This window comes from Chitinophaga sp. CF118 (assembly GCF_900112615.1).
Taxonomy (GTDB): Bacteria; Bacteroidota; Bacteroidia; order Chitinophagales; family Chitinophagaceae; genus Chitinophaga.
Genome location: NZ_FOMK01000012.1, coordinates 180,369 through 205,107 on the forward strand (window position 1 = coordinate 180,369; position 24,739 = coordinate 205,107).

Consider the following 24,739-nt stretch of genomic DNA (forward strand, 5'->3'; position numbering starts at 1 on the left):
CTTCTTGGCTATTGAACATTTAGAGCATCGTAAATAAATACCTGTGAGCTGGTTACTACCTGGTCGCCCGCCTGCAGGCCGGTAACGAAAGACTTATCCTCAATTCTGCGGAGTAATTTAATCTCACGGATTTCCAGACCGGAGGCCTTTTTCACTACGACATATTGTTTGCTGTTATCCATTACAATCGCGTTCGCAGGAATGCTGAGCATACTGGCGGATGGCTTGGTACTTACTTTAATCGTAGCAAACATTTCAGGTTTCAGTTCACCATTTTCATTTGACATACTGATGCGCACTTTCATTGTACGGTTAGCCGGATCAAGTACGTTGTATACTTTATCTATTTTACCCACATAATCTTTTTCAGGATTAGCCAGTGTGGTTACACGTACTTCATCTCCTAAACGGATACTTGAAATGTCTGCCTCATATACGTTAGCAATGATCCATACATTGGAAAGATCTGCTATGGTGAAGAGATTGGCGTTATTATCCTGACGTACTTCAGAGTTGTTGGAAATATTCTTCTCAATCACATAACCGCTGATAGGAGCTGTTAGCGTGTAAGAGGAACTGGTACCGCCGGTGATAGATGCTACACTTTTTGCACGGTTCAGTTCTGACACAGCTTTTTTGTAGTCTATCTGTGCGCTTAAATAGTCCTGTTGCGTAGCGAGATTGCTTTCGAACAGTTCTTTTTTCGTTTCCATATTCTTCTTTGCCAGTTCCACACTTGATTCTCCAACAGATACATCGTTAGATATGCCGGCAACTTCTGTACTCTGTAAAACAGCCAATACCTGGCCCTGTTTTACGTAATCGCCCATTTCAACGTGTACGGTTTTGATTTTACCGCTTACCAGGGCATATACTTTTGCTTCTTTGCTTTCATTCGGTTCTATCTTACCATTTAGTTTAATAGATTCTGAAGGTTGTTCAAAAGTAGCGGGGGATGTTGGTACATTCTTAAACAGGCTATCAGAAATGAGCGCATCGTTTTTAGGAAGTTCCTCCGGATGAGCACCACAAGCTGTAAGCATACATACAAAAGCAAAAGGAGCGATATATATAGTAAAAGGTTTCATGATCATTTTTCAGTTGTAATTAATTATTGAACAAGGTTTTACCAACAGCAAAATTCAGCGTTTCTATTGCCTGCATACGGTCGTTTTGCAGTTGATTTATTTGCAGCAGGTTTTCTTTATAAGAATCATAGAAATCTGTGAGTTCCAGCAGGCTGATATTCTTTTTAAGGAAATTATCATTGATATTATGTAACAGCTGTTCAAAGTCACCGCGGAAACCCGGATCAATAGATTCCAGCATCTTATCGGTATTTAATGCTTTGGAATAGGCTGTCTGTACTTCATTCTCTACAGTCATCATCTGTTGTTGTACCTGCAGCTTAGTCTGATCAATGCTGTATTTAGCAGCCTTAATATTCCCCTGATTTCTGTTAAAGAAGGGAAGGTCCATGCCTACAGTCAGGAAGCTGGCATTATTAACGAAACTGCCTCTTTTATCAAATTCAGCACCCAGAGTAAGGTCTGGAACTGCTATTGCTTTTTGTAGTTTGTAATTCTGTTCATTGTACAGCTGACTGTTCTTTGCGAGTGCAAGATCCTGTCTGTTCAGGTAAGCGCTGTCTACCAGGCTTTGCAAGGGTGTTTGTCTTATAGCAGGAATGTTGGCCATTACATCTGCCGGCACATCCAGGGCATACCAGGTTTTGTTATTCTGTAATAACAGTTGGATTTCTGATTCCAGATCATTCACCTGGTTTTGCAGGGAAGTCCTTTCTGCTTTCAGGCTATATAATAATGAACGCAGGCGTACAGCATCTTTCAATGTTACTAGCCCTTTAGTTTGCAGATCCTTATAGGTAGCATCCATCTTTTCAAGGGAAGCGATCTGTTCTGCATAGGCATTCATAGAGTTTTGCAGAAAGTAAGCCTGGTAAAAATTGCTGCGGAGTGTGAAACGCAAAGTTCGCAGCAGGTCGAAAAAGGAGTTTTCAGCCATAGCAGCATTGGTTTGCGCTATTTTAACCTGTTTGTTCCTTTTGCCCGCCAGGGAAATCATTTGCTGGATACTTACATCATACTGCCCGGTTTGATTACTAATATCAAAGTACTTTTTGCGGTCCGGGTTGTAAAGATTACCACTCAGTTGCAGGTTAGGGTTGTTGTACAACCTGGCCTGAATGATTTGTGCGCGGGCAATAGATACATTGTACTTTTCTGCCAGCAACTGAAGGTTTTTATCAAGGAACTGTTTTTCAGCTGCCTGCAGGGTAATATGCAATGTATCCTGTGCACGTACTGACGTATGGGCCAGCAGAATGAACAGGCAGCAGGCAAGAATCTTATTACTTGCTACATTCCAGGGGCGGTGTAAAGGTTGAGAATCCCGACTATACATCTATATTTAATTTTAATACAATTTTAAATCTTCGCATAGATTGGCCAGTTGGCCACCCCAAAGGAGCAGCCATCACTGGTCAGTCATAAGAAATTAAGTTGACAGAAGCGGAAGTTATACTTCCGGTGGTGGTGTAAGAATATCGTATGCTATAGAACTCGTTTTCTGTACGGGAGACAGGGGATAGGCCACTGCCAGTTCCTTTGTTGTTGGTTCATTTATACAACATACAGTTTGTTCCTGACAGGAGATATAATAAGAGATCCCGGAACTGCCGGTGAAGTAATGAGGCTGATCATCATCCTCATCCTCTGGTGTGTAATCCGTATGTCCTAATATCACCTGGTCTATATATTCAAAGATGGTGTTAACATCATCTATCTGCCTGCCACAGACATCATACATATCTTTTTCATCAACCACAGGAATAAACAGGGTTGTATTGATATGAACAAAAAGCAATATGTAGGCGATAGTCTTTACCATACTCTAATACAACACAAATATAGATTGGTCACATTAGATATCAGTATGGCTTAATGAATTTTAAGACCGTTTTAATCAGATTTTAACGCATTGACAGGATTGTAATAACACCATTATTTCAGCCAATCACATAGGATTTTGCCTATTTTTTCAAATTCAATAAGGAACCCGTCATGCCCATACGAAGAGTCTATTTCGTGATAGGTAGCATGCGGTAAATGCTGAGAGAGAAAGAGTTGTTCTTCCGGCGGACAAAGAATATCGCTGGTAATACCAATGATGAGAGCCGGCTGTTTGAGCAGTGCCAGAGTACCTGCCAGATCTGTGGTACGGCCACGTGAAATATTATGGCTATCCATCGCTTTGGTGAGCAGCCAGTAACATTGTGCATTGAAACGTTTCACCAGTTTATTGCCCTGGTAATTGATATATGAAGTTGCAAGAAAATTGTCTGTCTTTTCTTTATCGGGGTCGGACTGTGTGCGTACAAAGGTCTGGTAATTACGATAGGTGATCATGCCGATGGCTCTTGCAGCCTTCAGTCCGTTGGCACCAGCTTCGGGGAAGTTATCCTGCCAGGTACTATCTGCCTGGATAGCCAGTCGCTGGGCGGTATGGATCCCGATTCCCCAGGCACTTTCTGCCGCACCGGTACTTAAAAGGCATAACCGCTGAATTCTTTCAGGTTCCAGTAGCCCCCATTCAAGTGCCTGATATCCACCCATAGAACCGCCTACAAGAATGTGGATCTGTTCTATACCCAGATGTTTACGTAATAATACATGTGCTTTTACCATATCCCTTACAGTTACCTGCGGAAAGGAGTGATAATAAGGTTCATTCGTTGCCGGGTTAATGGAAAGTGGTCCGGAGGAACCGTAACAGGAGCCCAGAATGTTTGCGCATATAATAAAATGCTGAGCCGGATCAATTGGTTTGTCCGGGCCTACAAGCCCTTGCCACCAATCGGTCACATCCGCGTTTGCTGTCAGAGCATGACAGATCCATACTACATTACTGCCAGTACTGTTAAGGTGGCCATAAGTATGGTAAGCTATATTTAATTCCGGCAATATAACGCCGGATTCTAAGGTAAATGCCTGATTGTTATGATAGATCTGTGCCGCCAAAACCCCGGAAAAATTTGCGCAAATATAACACAAGAAAGGAGAAAAGGATGTTTTCTCTTCTTGTGTTATATTTGTATGATAAACAATGTGAAATATGAAGATATCACTACAGAGATTAGATGATGCGTTCAATATGGAAGCTGTAGACGAAGGTGGGCATAAGGTGCTGATGGATTCTTCCGTTGAAAATGGCGGTAAAAACAATGGAGTAAGACCCATGCAGATGTTACTGATGGGATTAGGTGGCTGCTCTGCAATAGACGTTGCCATGATCCTGAAAAAGCAACGGCAGGAAGTCAAAGATTTCCGCATCGAAATTGAAGGAGAAAGAGAAAAAGGAAAGGAACCATCTCTTTGGGAAACCATACACCTGATCTTCCATCTTACAGGAGATATCGATCCGGATAAAGCAGCCCGTGCCGTGGAACTTTCAATGAACAAATATTGCTCTGTAGCTGAAACCCTGCGTCAGGCAGGAGGCAATCTAACCTGGGAAACCAGGCTGAACGCTTAATTACGCTAATCATATTGACTAAGTCAATTAAATGGCGCAAATAGTAAATGTTATTTTATTGACTTAGTCAATTATACATAAATAAACCACAAATGGAGAAAGATCAGTATCGCCCGGAAACAAATGCAGTAAGGATACAGACAGAGAGAACCTGGCAAATGGAACATTCCACCCCCTTGTTCCTGACCTCCAGTTTTACTTATGATAGTGCGGAAGAAATGCGGGCAACATTTGCCGATGAAACAGATAATAATATCTACACCCGTTTCAGTAATCCAAATGTGGACGAGTTCGTAGAGAAGGTATGTTCACTGGAAAAAGCGGAGGCCGGATATGCTACAGCTTCAGGAATGAGTGCCGTATTTGCCAGTTTTATGGCTTTGCTGAAAGCAGGTGATCATCTGCTCTCTGCCAGTTCAATATTTGGCTCTACCCATACCGTAATCACTAAATTCCTGCCTAAATGGGGCATTGAATACAGCTATTTTGACATCAATAAGCCAGAAAGCATTGAGGCTCTCATCAAGCCTAATACAAAAATGATCTTTGTGGAAAGTCCTTCTAACCCGGGACTGGAAATCATCGATATCAGCCTGCTGGCTGCCATTGCCAACAAGCATAATATTATTCTGAACGTAGACAACTGTTTTGCTACACCGGTATTACAACGGCCTATTGAAGATGGAGCCCATATTGTTACGCACTCTGCCACCAAATGGATGGACGGCCAGGGGCGTGTATTGGGTGGAGTAGTGGTAGGCAGGAAAGACCTTATTAAAGAAGTGCATACTTTCTGCCGTAGTACAGGTCCTGCGATGTCTCCATTTAATGCGTGGGTACTAAGTAAAAGCCTGGAAACCCTGCATATCCGGATGGAACGCCATTCACAGAGTGCACTAACATTAGCTAAGGCACTGGAAGGTCATCCTTTGCTGCAATGGGTAAAATACCCAATGCTGGAAAGTCATCCACAGCACCACATTGCTAAGAAACAAATGAGTGGTGGTGGCGGTATTGTATGCTTTGAACTGAAAGGCGGATTACAAAGCGGGGTACGTTTCCTTGACGCCCTGAAAATGCTGAGTCTTACAGCTAATCTCGGCGACAGTCGCAGTATAGCCTCACATCCTTCCAGTACAACCCATGCCAAACTGACAGATGAAGAACGCCTGAAGGTGGGAATAACTCCAGGATTGATACGTATTTCCGTAGGGCTTGAGAATGTGTTGGATATCATAGAGGACATCCAACAGGCGCTGGAAAAAAGTAAATAGCTATAGATTGGTAATGATCAATAAATTCACTGCATCTGCCTGTTTTGTTTCTTAATTTGGCGTTGGGATAAGGTTTTAGATTAAAACTTTATTGAACTTTACCTGGTCATCACGGCAGATGAGGTGTATTTATTGATCATTACCAATCACACGCTATCTGCACATCTTTTAGCTTTGTTTTGCCTCTTAATTTAGCTTGAGGAAGATTTTTATCAGGGTCTCATGGCAGATGATCATCAGCAATCACGTTTCTTTTAGATGTTATGGTTGAAAAAGAAATCATGACCTTGTACACTGCATAACCAATCTATATTTTTTCTTATCTTTCTATCATGAAATCCTTTCCCCGTTTTATACTTATTGTTATACTCAGCTACTTAGGTGGCCTTTTTTTAACCTGGTGGACAGTAGCAGTTGCTGCATTCTTAGTAGCAGTACTCATTCCTCTTCCTCCATTGCGTTCTTTCTTAAACGGATTTATTGCTGTATTTCTACTCTGGCTGGCATTGGCCTTTTTCATGGATGTACGTAATGACCATATCCTGGGCAACCGTATGAGTGAAATGATCCTGAAAGTAAGAAATCCAATGCTGATATGCATGGTGAGCGCCTTGATTGGTGGTATTACTGCCGGCCTGGGCGGCCTGTCTGGCAGTTTTCTCCGCTACAGAAAAGATAAAACGGCCCAATAGGATATGCTTAGAAATGTACTAGCTCTCATTTTTTTCTTCAGTTGCTATTATTGTCAGGCTGGTGTTATCCGTGGTAAGGTCACGAATGAGCGGCATGAGCCTTTACCATTTGCTACACTTTTTATCAAAGGAACTACTGCTGGTACCACTACAAATGCCGATGGACAATACCATCTGGAATTACCTGATGGGAACTATACCATTGTATGCCAGTATATGGGATACATTAAGGCAGAGAAGCAGGTGACTATTGCGGGAAATGACCAGGTGATTGATATTAGCTTGTCGCCACAAAGTCTGCAGATCAAAGAGGTAGTGGTAAAGTCTGATGGGGAAGATCCTGCTTATGCTATTATCCGGCAGGCCATTAAAAAGAGGGATTACTATAGACATCAGGTAAAGGAGTATACCTGTAATGACTATATTAAAGGGATGTTTAAAGTCCGGAATGTACCTAATCAGGTATTAGGACAAAAAGTAGATAAGGCCGATATGGGGTTGGATTCATCAGGGAAAGGAGTGGTGTTCTTATCTGAGTCTATGACAAAGATTGGTTTCCGGGAGCCGGATCAGCTGAAAGTAGAGGTGCTGTCTGCCCGGCAAAGTGGAGGAGGATTCGGTTTTGGCTTTCCGGCATTTATAGAATTGTATGATAATAATGTAACTGCTGTAGTTACCCAGTTCAGCAAACGGGGATTTATCTCTCCCATAGCTGAAAATGCATTGTTTTATTATAAATACCGGCTGGAGGGTGTATTCCAGGAGGATGGTAAAACGGTTAATAAGATAGCCGTGATACCCAGAAGAAAATTTGAGCCTCTGTTTTCCGGGTATATTTTTATTACGGATGATGACTGGCGGATTCATAGTGCGGACTTACTGCTTACGCAGGATTATCAGTTAGAACTGATGGACACTCTGCATATCCGGCAGATTCATGTACCGGTGAATAATGAAGTATGGCGTACAAAGGATCAGGTAATCTCTATAAGTATCAAACAATTAGGTTTTGATGTTGTTGGCAGCTTTGTAAATATATATTCCAATTACAACCTGCATCCGGAATTCCCGAAAAAATATTTTGACAATATAATTCTACGGTACGATACTGCTTTTGATAAAAAGCTGCTGAATTACTGGGATAGTATCCGGCCTGTTCCACTGGAAAAGGAAGAACTGAAGGATTTTCATGAAAAGGATAGTATTGCCCTGGCTAACAGGGATAGTTTGAAGTCTTCCCGGCAACTCGATACTCTCCGGAAAAAACAGAAGCCGGTAAAACCAATGAATGTGTTGTGGAGTGGAGTTAACCATCATTATTATTTTCGCAGGGACACCGGAATTTATTCGCATCAGCTGAATATTAAAGGATTGATTAAGCAACTTGAGTATAATACTGTAGAAGGGTTGGTACTAAGTGTGGAACCCAGCATCAGTTTTAGTCTTCCCCATGAGCAAACCTTAAAGATTTCCCCGTTCTTCCGGTATGGATTCAGTAATACTCATGTGAATGCTTATGCTGATATTAATTGGATTAAAGACAGGAAGCTGGGAGGTCATTACGGCCTGAATACCTGGACTTTATCCGGAGGGAAGCGTGTTTCCCAGTTCAATCATGAAGAACCGATAAGTCCGATTGCTAATGAGTTCTATACTTTGTTCCTTAAGGAAAACTTCATGAAACTGTATGAAAGCAAGTTCGGGGCTATCTCCTTTAAGCGCAGGTTCGAAAGCAATGCAGTTATTTCGGCAGGGTTAACGTACGAAGACCGCCTGCCGGTAGAGAATACGACAGACTTTGTTATTTTCAAAAATGAGCATAAACAGTTCACCCCCAATCATCCATACGAACTGGAGGCCATTCCTTTTAACAGGAACCAGGCACTGGTACTGGACCTGGGTTTTTCTTTCCAGCCAGGGCAACGTTATATCGCATTACCTGATAGAAAAATTCCCATTGGTTCTAAATACCCCACATTCAGTGTAGGTTACAGCAAAGGGATTCACGACATTGCCGGCAGTGATGCAGACTTTGATAAATGGAAATTCCATGTAAATGACCAGATTAATCTGAAATTGTTCGGAGAATTTTTTTACCGGCTGGGTGTGGGAGGATTCCTGAACAGCAAACATGTAGATCTGCCTGATTATCAGCACTTCAATGGTAATCAAACCTTCTATAATACAAAGTATCTGAATAGTTTCCAGTTAGCTCCTTATTATAAATACAGCACTATTGCCCCCTTTTATGCTACGGCCAATGTAGAACATCATTTTAATGGTTTGCTTACCAATAAAGTTCCACTACTCAATAAGTTAAAATGGAACCTTGTGGCAGGATCGAATGCCTTCTATGTAAATAGTAATAATAATTATGTGGAGGTATTTGCCGGTCTTGAAAACATTTTCAAGCTGATAAGGATAGATGTAATAGCAGGATATCAGAGCCAGGATAAAACGAAGATTGGTGTCCGGGTAGGATTTGGCGGATTATTAGGTGGTATGGTAAACACCAGTCCCAACAAATAGGAAGATATTTAGGAGAGTTCGGGGAGACATTATAGTGAGTCTATTGGTTAAACACAAATTGAGCACACATTGAACATAGGTTGAACAGGGTTAGATCGTATATAAGCGTTCTAACCCTGTTCAACCTGTGTTCAACCTATGAAGCAAATATCAACTCTCTCCGAACTCACTCCGAACTCTCCCAGAAGACACTTTTAATTTGTACAGAATATCCATACACTTTATGGACGGGTGGGAAAGAAGAGGAAAGCCATACATCCAGGCAGAAAACTATTATGTAGTTTATTTCACAAATAAGCTGATTTATAACTAATTGGAATAGACTTCAAGAAAAAACAACAGGAACTGGGTTCACAAATGAGTATGAAAGTCTCTAAATCCAGAGAAGATATCATTGGGCTAAACTATATTCAAATCAACTGATTTACTATTATTGGAGATATACTTCCAGAAAAAAAGGGAAGGTCTTATATTCCGGACCTTCCCTAAGTTTTTTCTTATTTAGCCTTCTTTGCTTTGTAGCTTGCTTTAGGATCACGATCGTAAAAGTAAGCCAGCAGGCGATATATCCATAAACCTACAATGAGGTATAAAAGGTAAAGAAAAACTGTACTCATAAATTAACATTTTTGGGTTTAAACAATATTTTACCTGTCCGATTTCATTAATTCAAAAAGAATGCCAACTTAAAAATATTTTATATACGATAATAATCAAATAGTTATAAAGATCGGGTTACGGATTTTATCTGGTGAACATTTTATAACTGTAGAGTGTTATACATGATATAATCATATTTCAGGCCAGATTAGTGGCAATTTTGATCACCCTTGTATTATCGTAAACCGGCTCCTTATGAAAAAAATTGCATTGATCGCATTTATCCTGGGAGTGCTCATGGCTACACTTGCTTATGTAGCACAATTAAGTGATTGGAGTGAACTGGCTGAGTATATGACTCTCGGATTTGTGGGTTATATACTGATTATCAGCTCTACCGCCTATTACCTTACTTCAGTTCTGTATGAATGGTCCAGGGAAACAGAAACCTGGCAGGGCTAAAATTTTAAAGAGATTTTGTTAACTTTGCGGCTTCAAATCGGGTTTTATGGCCCGGTAAACTGAAATTTTGCTCACAAGGCACGTGTTCTTAAAATTTCTATAGCCAATGGTATTACATAACAGAATCTCCGCAGCTGTGCTCAAAGAGCGGCTGACAGCCGAAACTTTCCGGCGCGTTACCACATCTTTTTATCAATACGCAAAAATAGAGGATCCCAATGCATTCCGAAATCAGTTGTATGAGCAGCTGCATTCTTTGGGTGTATTTGGCCGCATCTATGTGGCCCATGAAGGGATCAACGCCCAGGTAAGTATTCCTGAGCATAACTTTGAAGCCTTCAGAACCTGCCTTTATACTATATCTTTCCTGAATGGTATCCGCCTGAACATTGCAGTAGATGATGACGGCAAATCTTTCTGGGTTTTGAAAATCAAAGTGCGAGAAAAGATAGTGGCAGATGGGATTGAAGATCCGTCATTTGACATGGCCAACAAGGGAAAATACCTTGATGCTCAGTCTTTTAATGAGCTAACGGAAGATCCGGATACTATTGTTGTGGACATGAGGAATCACTATGAGTATGAAGTGGGGCATTTTGAACAGGCCATCGAAGTACCTTCCGATACCTTCAGAGAGCAATTGCCTATGGCAGTGGAAATGCTGCAGGACAAGAAAGATAAAAATATTGTAATGTATTGCACTGGGGGAATTCGTTGTGAAAAAGCCTCTGCTTACATGTTGCATAACGGGTTCCAGAACGTATTTCACCTGGAAGGGGGAATTATTGAATATACGAATAAAGCAAAGGAGCAGGGATTACCTATTAAATTCAAAGGGAAGAATTTTGTATTTGACGACAGGCTGGGAGAGCGGATCACAGAGGATGTGATCAGTCAGTGTCATCAGTGCGGAAAACCCTGCGATGCACATACCAATTGTAAAAATGATGGTTGTCACCTGTTGTTTATCCAGTGTGACGAATGTGCTGCAAAATACGAAGGTTGCTGCAGCAGTTCCTGTCAGTCGGTATTACACTTACCGGAAGAAGAAAGAGTTGAACTGAGAAAGGGGATTGATAAGGGACAGATGATCTTTAATAAATCAAAGCAGCGGATAAGACCCCGGCTAAACGAAGAATAATTAAAAAAGAAAAACCGCCCCGCGTTGTTTCTTCTGCGGCGGGGCGGAGTAATTGAGCATGAAAACAGTTCAAACAAATAATAAAATCTGAATGTGCTGTGTTTGCATGTCCATTCTATCAACCTATATGCGAACTAAACTTAATTCTCACTCAGCGCATTATAGATCTGCTGCTGATGTGCAGATATCACACTTTCCCCTACGCTGAGCCCTTTGCTGATGTAGGTTACATCACCTGATGTGGTGTATGTTTCTACTTCTCTTACCTGGATATTATATTTGTCTTTAAATACCAGTACAAAGTTCTTGCTATGATCTTCAATGATGGCTGTTTCCGGTACAGCTACCATATTATCTCCTTCTTCACAGTGTAATACCACTTTTGTAAACATCTCTGGTTTCAGGGCTTTGCCCGAAATATCCATTTTTATACTAAGCTGTCCTGTATGCGCCAGGGTATCGGTTATAGTATGGATCCCATCTACAATACCATGAAAGATCATATGAGGCAGTGAAGCTGTTACAACATCTGCTTCATAACCTTTTGTAACAGTAGCCAGGTTTGCTGTTGCAACATTCACCAGGATACCGGTATTCTTTATATTAACATCGTTCTCTGCTACCTTACCGGATAAATGAAGTTCCATTAATACAGGTTTCAAATTAGCGGTGTCTATCCTGATGGTTTTCATCATGGTATCACTCAATACAAAAGTCTTCTTTGTTACTCCTCCATCAACCTGTGGATGTTTACATCCATCCAGACTGAACCCGGTAATGATTAACACGTAGAGGAGAAAATTGCATTTCATGATATCATAGTAGAATATTCTGCAAAGCTCCGTATTACTACTTAAAGGAGGCTTTAAACACTATTAAAAAGTGATTAAAATGTTAAAAATATTGGATCTGTGGGATGCTTTAGAAAATTGGGTGATTGCTGCTGATACGGGTATATCTGCAAATGATCCGGAGAAACTTTCCTTTAAATGACCAGGAACGAGATGATGTTGTTATTCTTAAAGGAATTGTTACTGGTTTCTGCGATAGTTTTGCGGACTAATGAACATAAATATGGTGTCTTTACTGAAGAGAGCAGTGAAGGGAAGTGATTAGCGATAGTTGTGTGGGAGTATAACTGTAAAAGTGGTGCCTTTACCAGTAATGGAAGAAACGGAGATATGCCCTTTATGCAGCAGGACGATTTTTTTGCAAATTGAAAGTCCCAATCCATGTCCACGGATTTTCTGGACATTGGTACCCCGGTAAAATGGTTCAAAAATTTTATTCAACTCTTCCGGCTGGATACCGACACCATTGTCTCTTACCTGGATCTGGATATCATGAGTGAAGAAGTCAATGGTTACAAACGCTGTATTATCAGAAGAAAATTTAAAGGCATTATCCAACAGATTGAAGAACAATACTTTCAGCAGGCTTTCATTTCCTTCACAGATCAGTTCTGTATCCTGTTCAGGGACTTTAAGGAAGCGGATATCTACCCTGGGGGCTCTTCCATTTACAACAGGAGGATGTTTTAACTTAATGAGATTTCCCATTTCCAGCATGAGTTCATCCATCCGGATTTCATTGAAAATGAACTTCTGCTGGTTAAGCTCTGACTGAGCCAGTTGCAATAATCCATTACTAAGATCTGACAGATTTTCTGCATCCTCAAGTACGGATGCCAGGATATCCTGATATACTTCTTTGGTTCGTTCCTTCGAAAGGGTTACCTGCAACTGGCTGATAATAGCTGCCAGTGGTGTACGTAATTCATGTGAAGCATTGCTTACAAAACTCTTCTGGAGGTCAAATGCATCGCTAAGGCGTTGCAGCATGGTATTGAAGTTGGCCCCCAACTGAGCTATTTCATCTTTCCCTTTGGCGTCCACACTGTTCCCCTGTAAGTTGTTAGCGTTAATGGTTTTCACCTGCCTTACCAGCTTATCGATGGGCTGTACCATATTACGCGCAAAGAAATAGCCGACGATCACCAGCAGGATCACGGCCACAATGATTTCTATAATCAGAATGCGTTTCAGGTTCTGCAGGTTCTGGAACCCATATTTATCAAAAGAGGAAACTATCACTATCACGGACACACTTCCTTCAGTGTAGTACACGCCCACCTGCTCTCCCTTAGACTTTTCGTGGCTGAACTCCCCATTCTTCTTAATATAGTCCAGTAAATACTTTGAAGTTTTGATAGCAGTATCCTTTAAATTGGAATAAAGCAGATCGTAGGCTGGGTTATATACGAGAATGGTTTCTTTATACAGATCCTGGAATGTGGTTTTATCCAGCTTTCGCAGGAGGTCAATTTTCACGGTATCCTCTTCAATAATCACGTTGGCGATAGAACGGGCACGGTATTCCAGACGTTCCAGGTATTCAGCCTTTCTTGACTGAGCAGAGAAATAATAAGTGATAATAGCGAAGGTGTTCAGCAGTACAAATGCTGAAATGGCGTAGGAAAGTGCTATTTTATATTTAATCTTCACTCTTCAGCAAGATAATATCCCATACCTGTTTTAGTATGCAGGAGTTTATTGGGGAAGTCTTTATCTATTTTTTTACGAAGAAAGTTCATGTATACTTCGATTACATTGGTACCGGTATCAAAGTCGATATCCCATACTTTTTCAGCAATCACAAGTTTGGAGATCACCTTTCCTTTGTGGAGTGCCAGGAATTCCAACAATTGGTATTCTTTGGCTGTCAACGGAATTTTTTTACCGCCTCTAATCACTTCTTTCTTTTCACGATCTATTTCCAGGTCGGCGATTACTATTTTATACTGGGAGTTCTGCTGTACTTCAGAGCCGGCTCTTTTCAGGAATACGCGGATCCGGGCCAGCAGTTCACGAAAATCGAAAGGTTTCACCAGGTAGTCATCGGCCCCGATTTCGAATGCCTGCATCTTGTCGTCCATTCCTCCCAAAGCGGTAAGCATGATAATGGGGATGCGGTTGTTCCGCCGCCGGATCACTTCACATACTTCGTATCCGTTGCTATGGGGCAGGTTCAGATCAAGGATTACAAGATCATAATTATTGCTGGCGCCCAGGCTTTTACCCATGCGACCATCGTATGCAACATCTACTTCAAAGCCATTCTCTTCCAATCCCTTTTTAACGGCATTGGCTACCTTCACTTCATCTTCTACTACCAGAATCTTTTGCATCATTCAACATTAGCATTTATTCCTTGTAATCCAGTCCCTTCTACAACATTTGCGCTTTCTTATCGTCCGTTATATCAACGTTTATCCTTCCAGTTCCATCAGCTTCTCGAAGGCCTTCTCATATTCCTCATTGGTCTTTTTAAGATCCCTGCCTACCTGTGCGTATTCTGATTCAACCTGCTGAAAGCGTTTTTTATCTGCATATATTTCCGGGTTGTTGAGAGCGGTTTCCAGGGAAGCCTTCTTTTCATTTAACCCGGCAAGTTGTTCTTCCAGCAGTTGGAACTGTCGTTGCTGTTTCTGTAACTCTTTCTTTTTATCTTTATCGATAGGAACTCCTTTTGCCGGAGTATTAGTTACTGGCGCTGCTTTTACTTCTTTTTTTTTTGATTCGTTGTTTTCTCCATTTGCCGCCTGCTTATTAGCAGCTGCCTGTTGTTTCAACGTTTCCTGCTGGCGCTTTTTAAAGTCTTCCCATTCTGTGTAGGTACCTTTAAATTCCTTGATTTCGCCATCAACGATTTCCCATATTTTATTAGCCGTCTGGCTAACGAAATAACGGTCGTGGGATACGAGTACATAGGTACCATCGAACTTGGACAGTGCATCAATCAGCATCTGTACAGAGTTCATATCCAGGTGGTTGGTAGGCTCATCGAGCAGCAGGAAGTTTGCCTGGCTGATGATTGTTTTAGCCAGTGCCACACGTGCTTTTTCACCTCCTGAAAGGATTCTTATCTTTTTATAAACATCATCTCCGGTAAAGAGGAAGCAACCGAGCAGGTTACGGAGTTCTACTTCTGAACGTCCGCTACCACAGTTTTTCAGTTCGTCCAGAATTTCACTGTTCAAATCCAGACTTTCCAGCTGGTGCTGTGCATAAAAGCTGGTTACAACATTATGACCAGGTGTACGTTCACCTTCCATTTCATCGGTACCGGCAATGAGGCGGAGCAGGGTAGACTTACCCTTACCGTTGGCACCTATCAGGGCTATTTTATCACCACGGCTTATTTCAGCACTGGCTTTATTTAAAATGGTTAAGGAGCCAAATTTCTTGGATACCTCGGTCAGGGTAGCGATAATCTTTCCAGGTGTTTTATCTGCATTAAAGCTGATTCTGATCTTGGACGGACCGCCATCTACCTGTTCAATTCTGTCTATCTTATCCAGTCTCTTCATAGCACTCTGAGCCTGAGCAGCTTTCGAAGCTTTGGCTTTAAAGCGTTCTATAAATCTTTCCTGCTGGCGGATATATTCCTGCTGGTTCTCATAGGAACGCAGTTGCATTTCACGTCGTAATTCCTTTTCTACCTCATAATCCTCATAATTACCAGCATAGTGGTGAAGCTGCTGCTGATAAAGTTCAACAATCTTATTCACCATTCTATCCAGGAAGTAGCGGTCGTGCGATACAATGATTACCGCACCGTTGTAACTCTGGAGGTATTTTTCCAGCCATTCGATAGAAGGGAGGTCAAGGTGGTTGGTAGGTTCATCGAGCATGAGTACATCCGGCTGTTGCAGGATCAGTTTGGCAAGTAGTACGCGCATACGCCATCCACCGGAAAACTGGTTATAGGGGCGTTCCAGGTCGGCGGTACTAAAACCAAGACCTTCAAGCACCTGTGCAGAGCGGTGACGCATGTTATAACCATCCATCGCCTCAAATTCATGCAGTTTATCGCTGAATTCAATCAGGAGGGCTTCACTCTGGTCATGTTCCAGCTCTTTGGTAATACGTTCTATATCTTTTTCCAGCTTTTGAGCTTCCTCGAAGGCTGTCATACCCACTTCCAGAATGGAATCATCAGATTCAAAACTGAGCAGATCCTGGTTGAAGAATCCCAGGGAAAGGTTCTTGATCTTATTCACGCTACCTTTGGAAACGGAGTATTCACCATTGATAACGCGTAAAAGAGTAGATTTTCCGGTTCCATTCATTCCGATCAGTCCCACACGGTCACCTGGTACAATATGCCAGGAAGCATCCTCTACAATGGCTCTGGCGCCGAACTCAAAAGTAATATCCTGAAGTGCAATCAGCATTGGCTAAATTAATTGAAAGGTGCAAAGGTAGTGCTTTATCTTTGCCACAAAAAGTGAATATATAATATGAAGGGCATTATTACCACATCCTTACTCATTTATGTGCTGATTTTGTCAGCGTGTAACCAGTCACAGAACCAGGAAAAAAGTGTTTCACAGTCAGCTCAGGGAGTATTACAGGCACCCTATGCCGTTCAGTTTTACGATTCCTTACAGGTAACCATGGACACATATTATGCTCTGACAGAAGGGTTAACAAGCGGAAATACTACTGACGCAGACAAGTGGTCGGGGATATTGAAGCAGCATATAGACAGTTTACCGTTGCAACTCCTGCAAATGGATTCCAGCAGGCTGGATCAGGTAAAGCAGCATACCGGCAGCATCAGCTCTGAACTGGCAGGATTGCAGGGAGAGAAGACAATTGATGCCAAGAGAGCTGCCTTCGAAATGATATCAGATATGCTGTATGAACTGGTGAAAACCACCGGGTTACGCGGGAAAACAGTGTATCGGCAGTACTGTCCGATGGCCTTTAATGACCGGGGAGCCTACTGGCTTAGTAAAAGCACACAACTGCAAAATCCTTATTTCGGGAATGGTATGCTGGGCTGTGTAGAGGTAACTGATAGTCTGAAGTATTAAAATAACTGCTGTAGTGTTGATGCAGTGCTGCCGGTTAACTTCGCCCTGTGTTCCCATTTAGTCTTTAACATTTTATTCAGGAACCCATAGTTTGACAGCATACACATACTGCAGATGCATTTTGGTGGAGATTTAGTCATTATGCAGGATGTATTACCAATAATGAATGAGATTCGGCCATTATTACTTTAACCCGGAATAAGCCCAGGATAGCTTAATTTCTGAGTCAGAATAGCGCTGGGCCTCCTTCTATAAACGGTTAACCCTTATTATAGAAACAGATGTAAAATTTACTTAACTTCGCAAGCCAATTTTATAAGCAACATAAAAGCAAACAACAATAGCTGAAGAATAACAGCTCAACAGTATGATTAACATTACATTTCCGGATGGCGCAGTTCGTCAGTATGAAGCAGGAGTAACTGCAATGGACATTGCCAAATCCATCAGCGAAGGATTGGCACGAAAAGTATTGGCCGCAAAAGTAAACGGGCAGGTCACGGACATGGCCCGGCCGATAACAACAGATAGTACGTTGCAACTGCTTACATGGACGGATACTGAAGGGAAATCTACCATGTGGCACTCTTCTGCCCACCTGATGGCGGAGGCACTGGAATCTCTTTATCCGGGTGTGAAATTCGGTTATGGTCCGGCTATTGAGAACGGCTTCTATTATGATATTGACCTGGGAGACCGCTCTATTTCTGACGAAGATCTCCGGAAGATCGAAGCTAAAATGGTATCCCTGGCTAAGGAGAACAGTGTGTACGAGCGTAAGGAAGTGAGTAAGGAAGATGCACTGAAATACTTTACCGAAAAAGGGGATCAGTACAAGATCGAAACAATCAACGAATTACAGGACGGTTCTATTTCCTTTTATACTCAGGGTAACTTTACCGATCTGTGCCGGGGACCTCATATTCCCAATACTGGTTTTATAAAAGCAATAAAACTGACCAATATAGCCGGTGCATACTGGCGTGGAAATGAGAAGAACAAAATGCTAACCCGCATTTACGGTATCACTTATCCTAACCAGAAAGAGCTGGACGAGTACCTGCACTTGCTGGAAGAAGCTAAGAAACGTGATCACCGTAAACTGGGTAAAGAGCTGGAACTCTTTGCTTTTTCTGAAAAAGTGGGATTAGGTTTGCCTTTATGGCTGCCCAAAGGAGCGATGCTTCGTGAACGCCTCCAGAGTTTCCTGCAGAAAGCACAGATTGACACTGGTTATCTGCCGGTTGTTACTCCACACATAGGTAACAAGAACCTCTATATTACTTCAGGGCACTACGAAAAGTACGGGAAAGACAGTTTCCAGCCGATCCATACCCCTGAAGAAGGTGAGGAGTTCATGCTGAAACCGATGAACTGTCCGCATCATTGCGAAATTTATAAGACCAGTCCCAAAAGTTATAAAGATTTACCGGTACGCTTTGCTGAATTCGGTACAGTATATCGCTACGAGCAGCATGGAGAATTACATGGATTGACCCGTGTAAGAGGTTTTACTCAGGATGATGCGCATCTATTTTGTCGTCCGGATCAGGTAAAAGAAGAATTCCTGAAAGTGATAGATCTGGTGTTGTATGTATTTAACAGTCTCAGTTTTACTGATTTTACTGCACAGATCTCTTTACGTGATAAAGAAGACAGGTCTAAATATATTGGTACAGATGAGAACTGGAACCTGGCAGAACAGGCCATCATTGAATCTGCCGCTGAAAAAGGACTCCGTACAATAACTGAATACGGTGAAGCCGCATTTTACGGTCCCAAACTGGACTTTATGGTGAAAGACGCCCTGGGCCGTAAATGGCAGCTGGGTACTATTCAGGTGGATTATAACCTTCCTGAACGTTTCGAACTGGAGTACATTGGTGCGGATAACCAGAAACATCGTCCTGTAATGATTCACCGTGCACCATTCGGTTCACTGGAGCGGTTCATCGCAGTATTGATAGAACATTGTGGTGGTAAATTTCCACTTTGGCTCACACCTACACAGGTTAAAATATTGCCAATCAGTGAAAAGAACCAGGAATACGCAGAAAAAATAGCACTTTTGTTAAAAAATGCAGAAATTCGCGCTGAGATTGACGATCGCAATGAGAAAATAGGGAAAAAGATCAGAGAGACAGAACTGGCCAAAGTACCTTATATGCTGGTGTTAGGTGAAAAGGAAGCTGCTGATAGTAAGGTTGCTGTTCGCCGCCAGGCAAAAGGAGACATTGGCACTATGGACCTGGAACAGTTCATTGAACTTGTAAAAGAGGAAGTAGTGAGTAAAAGACCTTTTGAATAAACGGGCGATCATACAAAAGACAATAAAATATATTTTTAACTAATTGAACTTTTGTATTTTCGGGTACGTTAATTGCTTGAAGTCCATATTAAAGTTAAAATAGTTCGTACAATATCAACCTTATTAAGTGTCAGACATTTATGAACTATTGTTAAGATTATGGACAATTATTTAATTTAGTAATTTTATTCTTTTTAATGCCACAAGGACCCAGACCAAGTTTTAACAGGGGAGGAAGAAACCCCAATTTTCGCAGAGAACAGCAACAAGAACATCGTACTAACAGGATGATCCGTGTACCTGAAGTGCGATTAGTGGGAGAGAACATTGAGGTTGGTGTATACCGTACAGAGGAAGCCCTGCATATGGCTGAGCAGCAAGGGCTAGACTTAGTAGAAATTTCCCCAAATGCCGTACCTCCCGTATGCCGTATCATAGACTATAATAAATTCCTTTACGAGAAGAAGAAGAAGGAAAAGGATATGAAGGCAAAGGCGCACAAAAGCGAGGTGAAAGAAATTCGCTTTACGCCAAATACCGACGACCATGACTTTGACTTTAAGGCAAAACATGCTGAGAAGTTCCTGAAGGATGGTAATAAAGTAAAAACATATGTACAGTTTAAAGGTCGTGCTATCATGTTCAAGGAACGTGGAGAGCTGATCCTGCTGAAGTTTGCTGAAAGGCTGGCAGAAGTAGGTGTACTGGAAGGTATGCCGACCATGGAAGGTAAACGTATGATTGCCATTTTCGCTCCTAAAACAGCGAAGAAAAAGATGGATACCAAAGAAGCGAAAGAAGAGCGTCAGGAACGTCAGGAACATCGCGCAGCAGCACGTCAGGAACGTGAGGCAGCAAGAGAACCCCGCCCTGCACCAGCTGCTTCAGAAACAAGACCAGTGGTACCGGCAACACCTGCCGCACCACCGGAGAACAAACCTGAATAAGAGCGCAGGCAAATCTTACTTAATTTTAATTACTTGGTGCAATTATATCAAATTATAACCCGGAACATTCGTTCCGGGTTTTTTCATTTACCATTGCAATATCTCCGGTATTTCCTTGCATCCTGAAGCGTTTTTTATCTACAACCTACATAAGATCTCCGTATATACCTGGCCAGCCTCATGGATTAATCAATGTGAAAGGAACAGGATATTTACAATTTTATTCCCGGGAAACCTATAATTGGTTCCGCATTATTTTCCTTTTCTTTGTGCATCAATCTATTTTGTTTTGAAGAGACGAGAATTACGCGTGATACTGGTATCGCTGATTGTGAGTTTTATATTTACAGGCACCAAGTTTACAGCCTGGTTCCTTACACATTCGGTCGCTATTCTGTCTGACGCTCTGGAGTCTATAATTAACGTGGTAGCAGGAGCATTTGCCTGTTACAGTATTTACCTTACCGGTAAGCCCAAAGATGAGAATCATCCTTATGGACATGGAAAAGTTGAGTTTTTCTCTATTGGTTTTGAAGGAGCAATGATCTTTATTGCCGGATGTCTTATTCTCTTTAAAGCCTCACAATACTTCTTTATTCCTTCTTCACTGGAACATGTGGGTAAGGGAACATGGATAATAGCAGTCACAACTATCGGTAACCTTGCGCTGGGGTTATACTTGTTACGTGCCGGACGGCAACTGTCATCTGTTACCATTTCAGGGAATAGCCAGCACATCATGACGGATGTATACAGCAGTGGTGGGCTTGTAGCCGCTCTGTTACTGATCCATTTTACCCGCCTTACCTGGATTGATCCGCTCACCTCTGCCATCATGGGTACACTAATTCTGCGGAAAGGGTACCAGTTATTGCGTCGTTCTATTTCAGGATTGATGGACGAAACCGATATGCAGGTAGTGGACAGGGTAATTTCCATTCTCTCTACCCATCGCAGTCCGGAATGGATTGATGTTCACAACATGCGTGTACAGCAATACGGGAATAACTATCACATTGATTGCCATCTTACACTACCTTATTACCTGGAATTAAGCGAAGCCCATGAAGACCTCAAAGCGATAGAGCAACTGGTGAACACTGAATTTACTTCCGGAGAAACTGAATTCTTTATTCATATAGACCCTTGTGTACCGGTTTGTTGTCATTATTGCCAGCTCATGGAATGTCCTGTAAGAAAGCACGCATTCACAGGTATCATTCCCTGGACGAGGGAAAATGTATTACCGAATAGAAAACACGGGGAATAAGTTTTATTTATTCTTCACCTTCTTCTTCGCCGTTTCCATGCCCGAGGATAGCACTGATCGGCTTCACGGCGTGATAAATGTTGCGATTGTATTTGTTACCAAGAATAATAATGGTGGAAGTATCTTTTACAATACGGTAGAATACGGTGTTATTGCCATGCCACCAGCCATTGTGATAAACGATTTCGCTGCTGTCCGGATATACCAGCAGTCTCCAGCCTAATCCGTAATTACGGACACCTGCTTTTTCATTACTGTAGGGAGTATATGCTTCTTTCAATGTTTCAGGCTTAAACAGTTTATTCCCATACAGAGCCTGGTCCCATTTCAGCATATCCTTAGCTGTACTATAAATGCCCTTGTCTCCAATTACGCCATCAAAGTAGGTATCAGGTTCAGCCTGCCCATTATATCTGTGGCTGACAGTCTGATGCGGACGAGTGGCTGTAGATGGATCATATACGAAAGTATTATTCATACCCAGCGGTTCGAAGAACGTTTGTTGCATGAATGTGCCATATTTTTGTTTGCTTACTTTTTCAATAATAGCCCCCAGCAGCATGAAGTTGGTATTACAATACTGGAAATGTGTGTTGGGCTGATGCTGTACAGGCGGCTTATGTTGTACCATCAGTTTGATTACGTCTTCATTTGTCAGGAATTTATCCTTATTCGGCCAGATGCTATCACAGAAATAAAGGTAATTAGGCAATCCGCTACGGTGAGAAAGGAGCATCCGCAGGGTAATGCCCATATATGGAAATTCAGGGAAGTATTGTTGAATAGTATCATCCAGGCTTAGTTTCTGTCGTTCCGCAAGCCAGAGAATTCCCATGCCTGTGAATGTTTTGGAAACGGAGGCCATCTGAAATGATGAGCTATCTGTAATGGGAGATTTAGTACGATAATTCTCCAGTCCGTGATATTGCTCAAAGATAATGACACCCTTTTTAGCCACTACTATAGCGCCGTTAAACCCGGCCCTCAGCAGTTGATCCTGATAGAGAACAGACAATTCCTGCTGCTGTGCTTTAGTGTGAGGAGCATTCAATATAGCGGCGGCTACTTCATCAGGAACCGATTTATTAATAGTATCTTTCTGTCTTCTCTTCTTCTCATTATTCGCCGCATTGCTTTGGCATGCTGACATGGAGGATAAAGCGATCCCGGATATAGTTAGTACAATAAGTGCTGCTTTCATTCTGCAAGTTAGAAACGATTCGTATTAAGCGTAAAGCGCTAAATTTAGGACCTAATGATTTGTTACACAAAAAAAACAATAGTCTGACTTCAATTTTAAAGGGATTTTAAGTTTTAATACCTTTAAATTTCAAAAACACCACTAAACAGGGTATTTTTTTGATGAAATTAAATTTGACAGCCTTACTGTTTGAATATTGCGTAACATCTTTTAGGTTTGTGACCTGTTTGCCCCGTATATCAATTATTAAGCCAATTGCAAAGTCAAGAGGAAACATATAAATTATAAGCTATGGATCAGCAAAAGTTGACAAGTTATCCGAAGGAAAAGATTAATATTTTATTGTTGGAGAATATCAGCGATGCTGCGGCAGCAGAATTTACATCGGCCGGATATGCCAATGTAAAAAGGTTGTCGGGCGCACTGAATGAAGAAGATCTGATCCGTGAAATAAAGGATGTACACTTACTGGGTATCCGTTCTAAAACACATGTAACCCGGAAAGTGCTGGAAGCGGCACAAAAGCTGCAGGCTATAGGGTGCTTTTGTATAGGTACCAATCAGGTAGATCTCAAAAATGCCCAGAAATCTGGTGTAACTGTATTCAATGCGCCTTATTCCAATACGCGCTCTGTAGCAGAGCTTGTAATAGGTTTATCGATTATGCTGATACGCCGGATTCCTGATAAGAACATAGCTGCTCATGAAGGGAAATGGATGAAGGAAGCAAAAGGCAGTTATGAACTCCGTGGTAAATCTCTTGGTATTGTGGGTTATGGTAATATAGGCAGTCAGGTAAGTGTACTGGCAGAAGGGATGGGAATGAATGTGCTGTATTATGATGTGGAAACAAAGTTGCCACTAGGTAATGCGGTGCAGTTGAGAACGCTGGAAGCACTGTTTGAGCATTCAGATATTATTTCCCTGCACGTACCGTCTACAGAGGGTACTAATAACATGATCACGAAAGAGATCCTTTCACACGCAAAACAAGGCGCTATTTTCATTAATTATGCCCGCGGTGAGGTAGTTGATCTGGATGCACTGAAAGATGCTCTGGTAAGCGGACAGCTATCAGGAGCAGCTATAGATGTATTTCCTGTAGAACCGGAAAAGAACGGGGCTGCCTTTTCATCACCGCTGCAAAAACTGCCAAATGTAATCCTGACTCCCCATATTGGAGGAAGCACGGAAGAAGCTCAGCATAATATTGGACTTGATGTGAGCAGTAAAATGCTGAATTACCTGGAAAAAGGTGCGAGTTTCGGTTCTCATACTATTCCGGCAATCAATGTACCAGCGATAGATCATACTCACAGAATCCTGCATATCCATGAAAATGTACCAGGTGTATTATCTGAAATAAATACAGTTTTATCTCAGAACAAGATCAATATACTGGGACAATATCTGAAAACAAATGACACAATTGGTTATGTTGTGCTGGATGTGGATACCAAATTATCGAAGGAAGCATTTTCATTACTGAGAGAAGTAAAACATACTATCAAAGCGCGGTTACTTTATTAGTAGCTGACGTCTGATTTAAAGTCTGGAAGATCTGCGGATTTTCCAGACTTTTTTTATGCCTGTCATTCTCCATAACGAGAAAGGCGCCCCGGGATTACCCCGGGACGCCTTGTTCCTATTTGTACTTTACACTTCTTATCTTATAACTGTAATTTCTCCTTTCACTACATTCACAATTCCACCCATTAGTTTCTTGTAGCTCAGCATCCATACATAAGTACCGTTCTCCACGAGTCTGCCCTGATATTTACCATTCCATCCGGTCTTGGAATCTTTACTGATAAAGATCATTTCACCCCAACGGTTGTAGATACGTAAGTCATAATCGTACATCGGACCTTGTACTATAG

21 protein-coding genes are annotated in these 24,739 nt (G+C 41.8%); 11 read left to right on the plus strand and 10 right to left on the minus strand.

Annotation, left to right across the window (positions count from 1 at the left end; genetic code table 11):
• Positions 1 to 8: 8 nt before the first annotated feature.
• The 4 genes from BM176_RS29015 to metX all read right to left on the minus strand — a co-directional run bounded on the left by BM176_RS29015 (position 9) and on the right by metX (position 4,040).
• Positions 9 to 1,088: an efflux RND transporter periplasmic adaptor subunit gene (locus BM176_RS29015; RefSeq protein ID WP_090107930.1), complete on the minus strand. Its 1,080-nt coding sequence runs from the start codon at positions 1,086 to 1,088 to the stop codon at positions 9 to 11.
• A gap of 19 nt (positions 1,089 to 1,107) precedes the next feature.
• Positions 1,108 to 2,424, minus strand: a complete 1,317-nt coding sequence (locus tag BM176_RS29020) for a TolC family protein (protein ID WP_090107907.1) — start codon at positions 2,422 to 2,424, stop codon at positions 1,108 to 1,110.
• 114 nt (positions 2,425 to 2,538) lie between these two features.
• Complete coding sequence (locus tag BM176_RS29025; RefSeq protein ID WP_090107908.1) at positions 2,539 to 2,910, minus strand: hypothetical protein; 372 nt, start codon at positions 2,908 to 2,910, stop codon at positions 2,539 to 2,541.
• Between the two features lie 113 nt (positions 2,911 to 3,023).
• Complete coding sequence (metX, locus tag BM176_RS29030) at positions 3,024 to 4,040, minus strand: homoserine O-acetyltransferase MetX (RefSeq protein WP_255373606.1); 1,017 nt, start codon at positions 4,038 to 4,040, stop codon at positions 3,024 to 3,026.
• Positions 4,041 to 4,134: 94 nt separating this feature from the next.
• Between metX and BM176_RS29035 the strand changes: the two genes are divergently transcribed.
• From BM176_RS29035 to BM176_RS29060, 6 genes are all read left to right on the plus strand, one after another.
• Positions 4,135 to 4,554 (plus strand): OsmC family protein, encoded by a 420-nt coding sequence (locus BM176_RS29035; protein WP_090107909.1) that lies wholly within the window; start codon positions 4,135 to 4,137, stop codon positions 4,552 to 4,554.
• A 92-nt stretch (positions 4,555 to 4,646) separates the two neighbouring features.
• Entirely contained in the window at positions 4,647 to 5,828 is a 1,182-nt protein-coding gene (locus BM176_RS29040) for a trans-sulfuration enzyme family protein (protein ID WP_090107910.1), read from the plus strand.
• Between the two features lie 332 nt (positions 5,829 to 6,160).
• A complete protein-coding gene (locus BM176_RS29045) occupies positions 6,161 to 6,520 on the plus strand; it encodes a hypothetical protein (protein WP_090107911.1) in 360 nt (119 codons plus the stop codon).
• A gap of 3 nt (positions 6,521 to 6,523) precedes the next feature.
• Positions 6,524 to 9,049 carry a DUF5686 and carboxypeptidase regulatory-like domain-containing protein gene (locus BM176_RS29050; RefSeq protein WP_090107912.1) on the plus strand — a complete coding sequence of 842 codons (2,526 nt, stop codon included), beginning with the start codon at positions 6,524 to 6,526 and terminating at the stop codon, positions 9,047 to 9,049.
• A gap of 855 nt (positions 9,050 to 9,904) precedes the next feature.
• Positions 9,905 to 10,111 (plus strand): hypothetical protein, encoded by a 207-nt coding sequence (locus tag BM176_RS29055; RefSeq protein ID WP_090107913.1) that lies wholly within the window; start codon positions 9,905 to 9,907, stop codon positions 10,109 to 10,111.
• A 106-nt stretch (positions 10,112 to 10,217) separates the two neighbouring features.
• Positions 10,218 to 11,252: an oxygen-dependent tRNA uridine(34) hydroxylase TrhO gene (locus BM176_RS29060; protein WP_090107914.1), complete on the plus strand. Its 1,035-nt coding sequence runs from the start codon at positions 10,218 to 10,220 to the stop codon at positions 11,250 to 11,252.
• Positions 11,253 to 11,392: 140 nt separating this feature from the next.
• On the opposite strand, the gene BM176_RS29065 is transcribed toward BM176_RS29060, so the two are convergent.
• From BM176_RS29065 to BM176_RS29080, 4 genes are all read right to left on the minus strand, one after another.
• Positions 11,393 to 12,064, minus strand: coding sequence for an efflux RND transporter periplasmic adaptor subunit (locus BM176_RS29065; protein WP_090107915.1), 672 nt, complete (start codon positions 12,062 to 12,064; stop codon positions 11,393 to 11,395).
• 300 nt (positions 12,065 to 12,364) lie between these two features.
• On the minus strand, positions 12,365 to 13,756 hold the full coding sequence (locus BM176_RS29070) for a HAMP domain-containing sensor histidine kinase (RefSeq protein WP_090107916.1): 1,392 nt from the start codon (positions 13,754 to 13,756) through the stop codon (positions 12,365 to 12,367).
• Positions 13,753 to 14,442, minus strand: coding sequence for a response regulator transcription factor (locus BM176_RS29075; RefSeq protein WP_090107917.1), 690 nt, complete (start codon positions 14,440 to 14,442; stop codon positions 13,753 to 13,755). Before BM176_RS29075 ends, BM176_RS29070 begins: the two co-directional genes overlap by 4 nt.
• Before the next feature lie 78 nt (positions 14,443 to 14,520).
• Positions 14,521 to 16,488: an ABC-F family ATP-binding cassette domain-containing protein gene (locus BM176_RS29080; protein WP_090107918.1), complete on the minus strand. Its 1,968-nt coding sequence runs from the start codon at positions 16,486 to 16,488 to the stop codon at positions 14,521 to 14,523.
• A gap of 66 nt (positions 16,489 to 16,554) precedes the next feature.
• Between BM176_RS29080 and BM176_RS29085 the strand changes: the two genes are divergently transcribed.
• The 4 genes from BM176_RS29085 (at position 16,555) to BM176_RS29100 (ending at position 21,658) form a co-directional block, all read left to right on the plus strand.
• Entirely contained in the window at positions 16,555 to 17,133 is a 579-nt protein-coding gene (locus tag BM176_RS29085; RefSeq protein WP_090107919.1) for a DUF3347 domain-containing protein, read from the plus strand.
• A gap of 367 nt (positions 17,134 to 17,500) precedes the next feature.
• A complete protein-coding gene (thrS, locus tag BM176_RS29090; RefSeq protein ID WP_090107920.1) occupies positions 17,501 to 19,441 on the plus strand; it encodes a threonine--tRNA ligase in 1,941 nt (646 codons plus the stop codon).
• Positions 19,442 to 19,638: 197 nt separating this feature from the next.
• A complete protein-coding gene (gene infC, locus BM176_RS29095; protein ID WP_090107921.1) occupies positions 19,639 to 20,388 on the plus strand; it encodes a translation initiation factor IF-3 in 750 nt (249 codons plus the stop codon).
• A 289-nt stretch (positions 20,389 to 20,677) separates the two neighbouring features.
• Positions 20,678 to 21,658: a cation diffusion facilitator family transporter gene (locus tag BM176_RS29100; RefSeq protein ID WP_090107922.1), complete on the plus strand. Its 981-nt coding sequence runs from the start codon at positions 20,678 to 20,680 to the stop codon at positions 21,656 to 21,658.
• Positions 21,659 to 21,665: 7 nt separating this feature from the next.
• Here BM176_RS29100 and BM176_RS29105 read toward each other — a convergent pair whose 3' ends face one another.
• The gene (locus BM176_RS29105) at positions 21,666 to 22,859 is read right to left on the minus strand and encodes a serine hydrolase domain-containing protein (RefSeq protein WP_090107923.1); all 1,194 of its coding nucleotides are present in this window, start codon (positions 22,857 to 22,859) and stop codon (positions 21,666 to 21,668) included.
• 291 nt (positions 22,860 to 23,150) lie between these two features.
• Between BM176_RS29105 and serA the strand changes: the two genes are divergently transcribed.
• Positions 23,151 to 24,389 (plus strand): phosphoglycerate dehydrogenase, encoded by a 1,239-nt coding sequence (serA, locus tag BM176_RS29110; RefSeq protein ID WP_090107924.1) that lies wholly within the window; start codon positions 23,151 to 23,153, stop codon positions 24,387 to 24,389.
• Positions 24,390 to 24,524: 135 nt separating this feature from the next.
• Here serA and BM176_RS29115 read toward each other — a convergent pair.
• On the minus strand, positions 24,525 to 24,739 hold a 215-nt coding region (locus BM176_RS29115; RefSeq protein WP_143097950.1), incomplete at its 5' end, for a T9SS type B sorting domain-containing protein.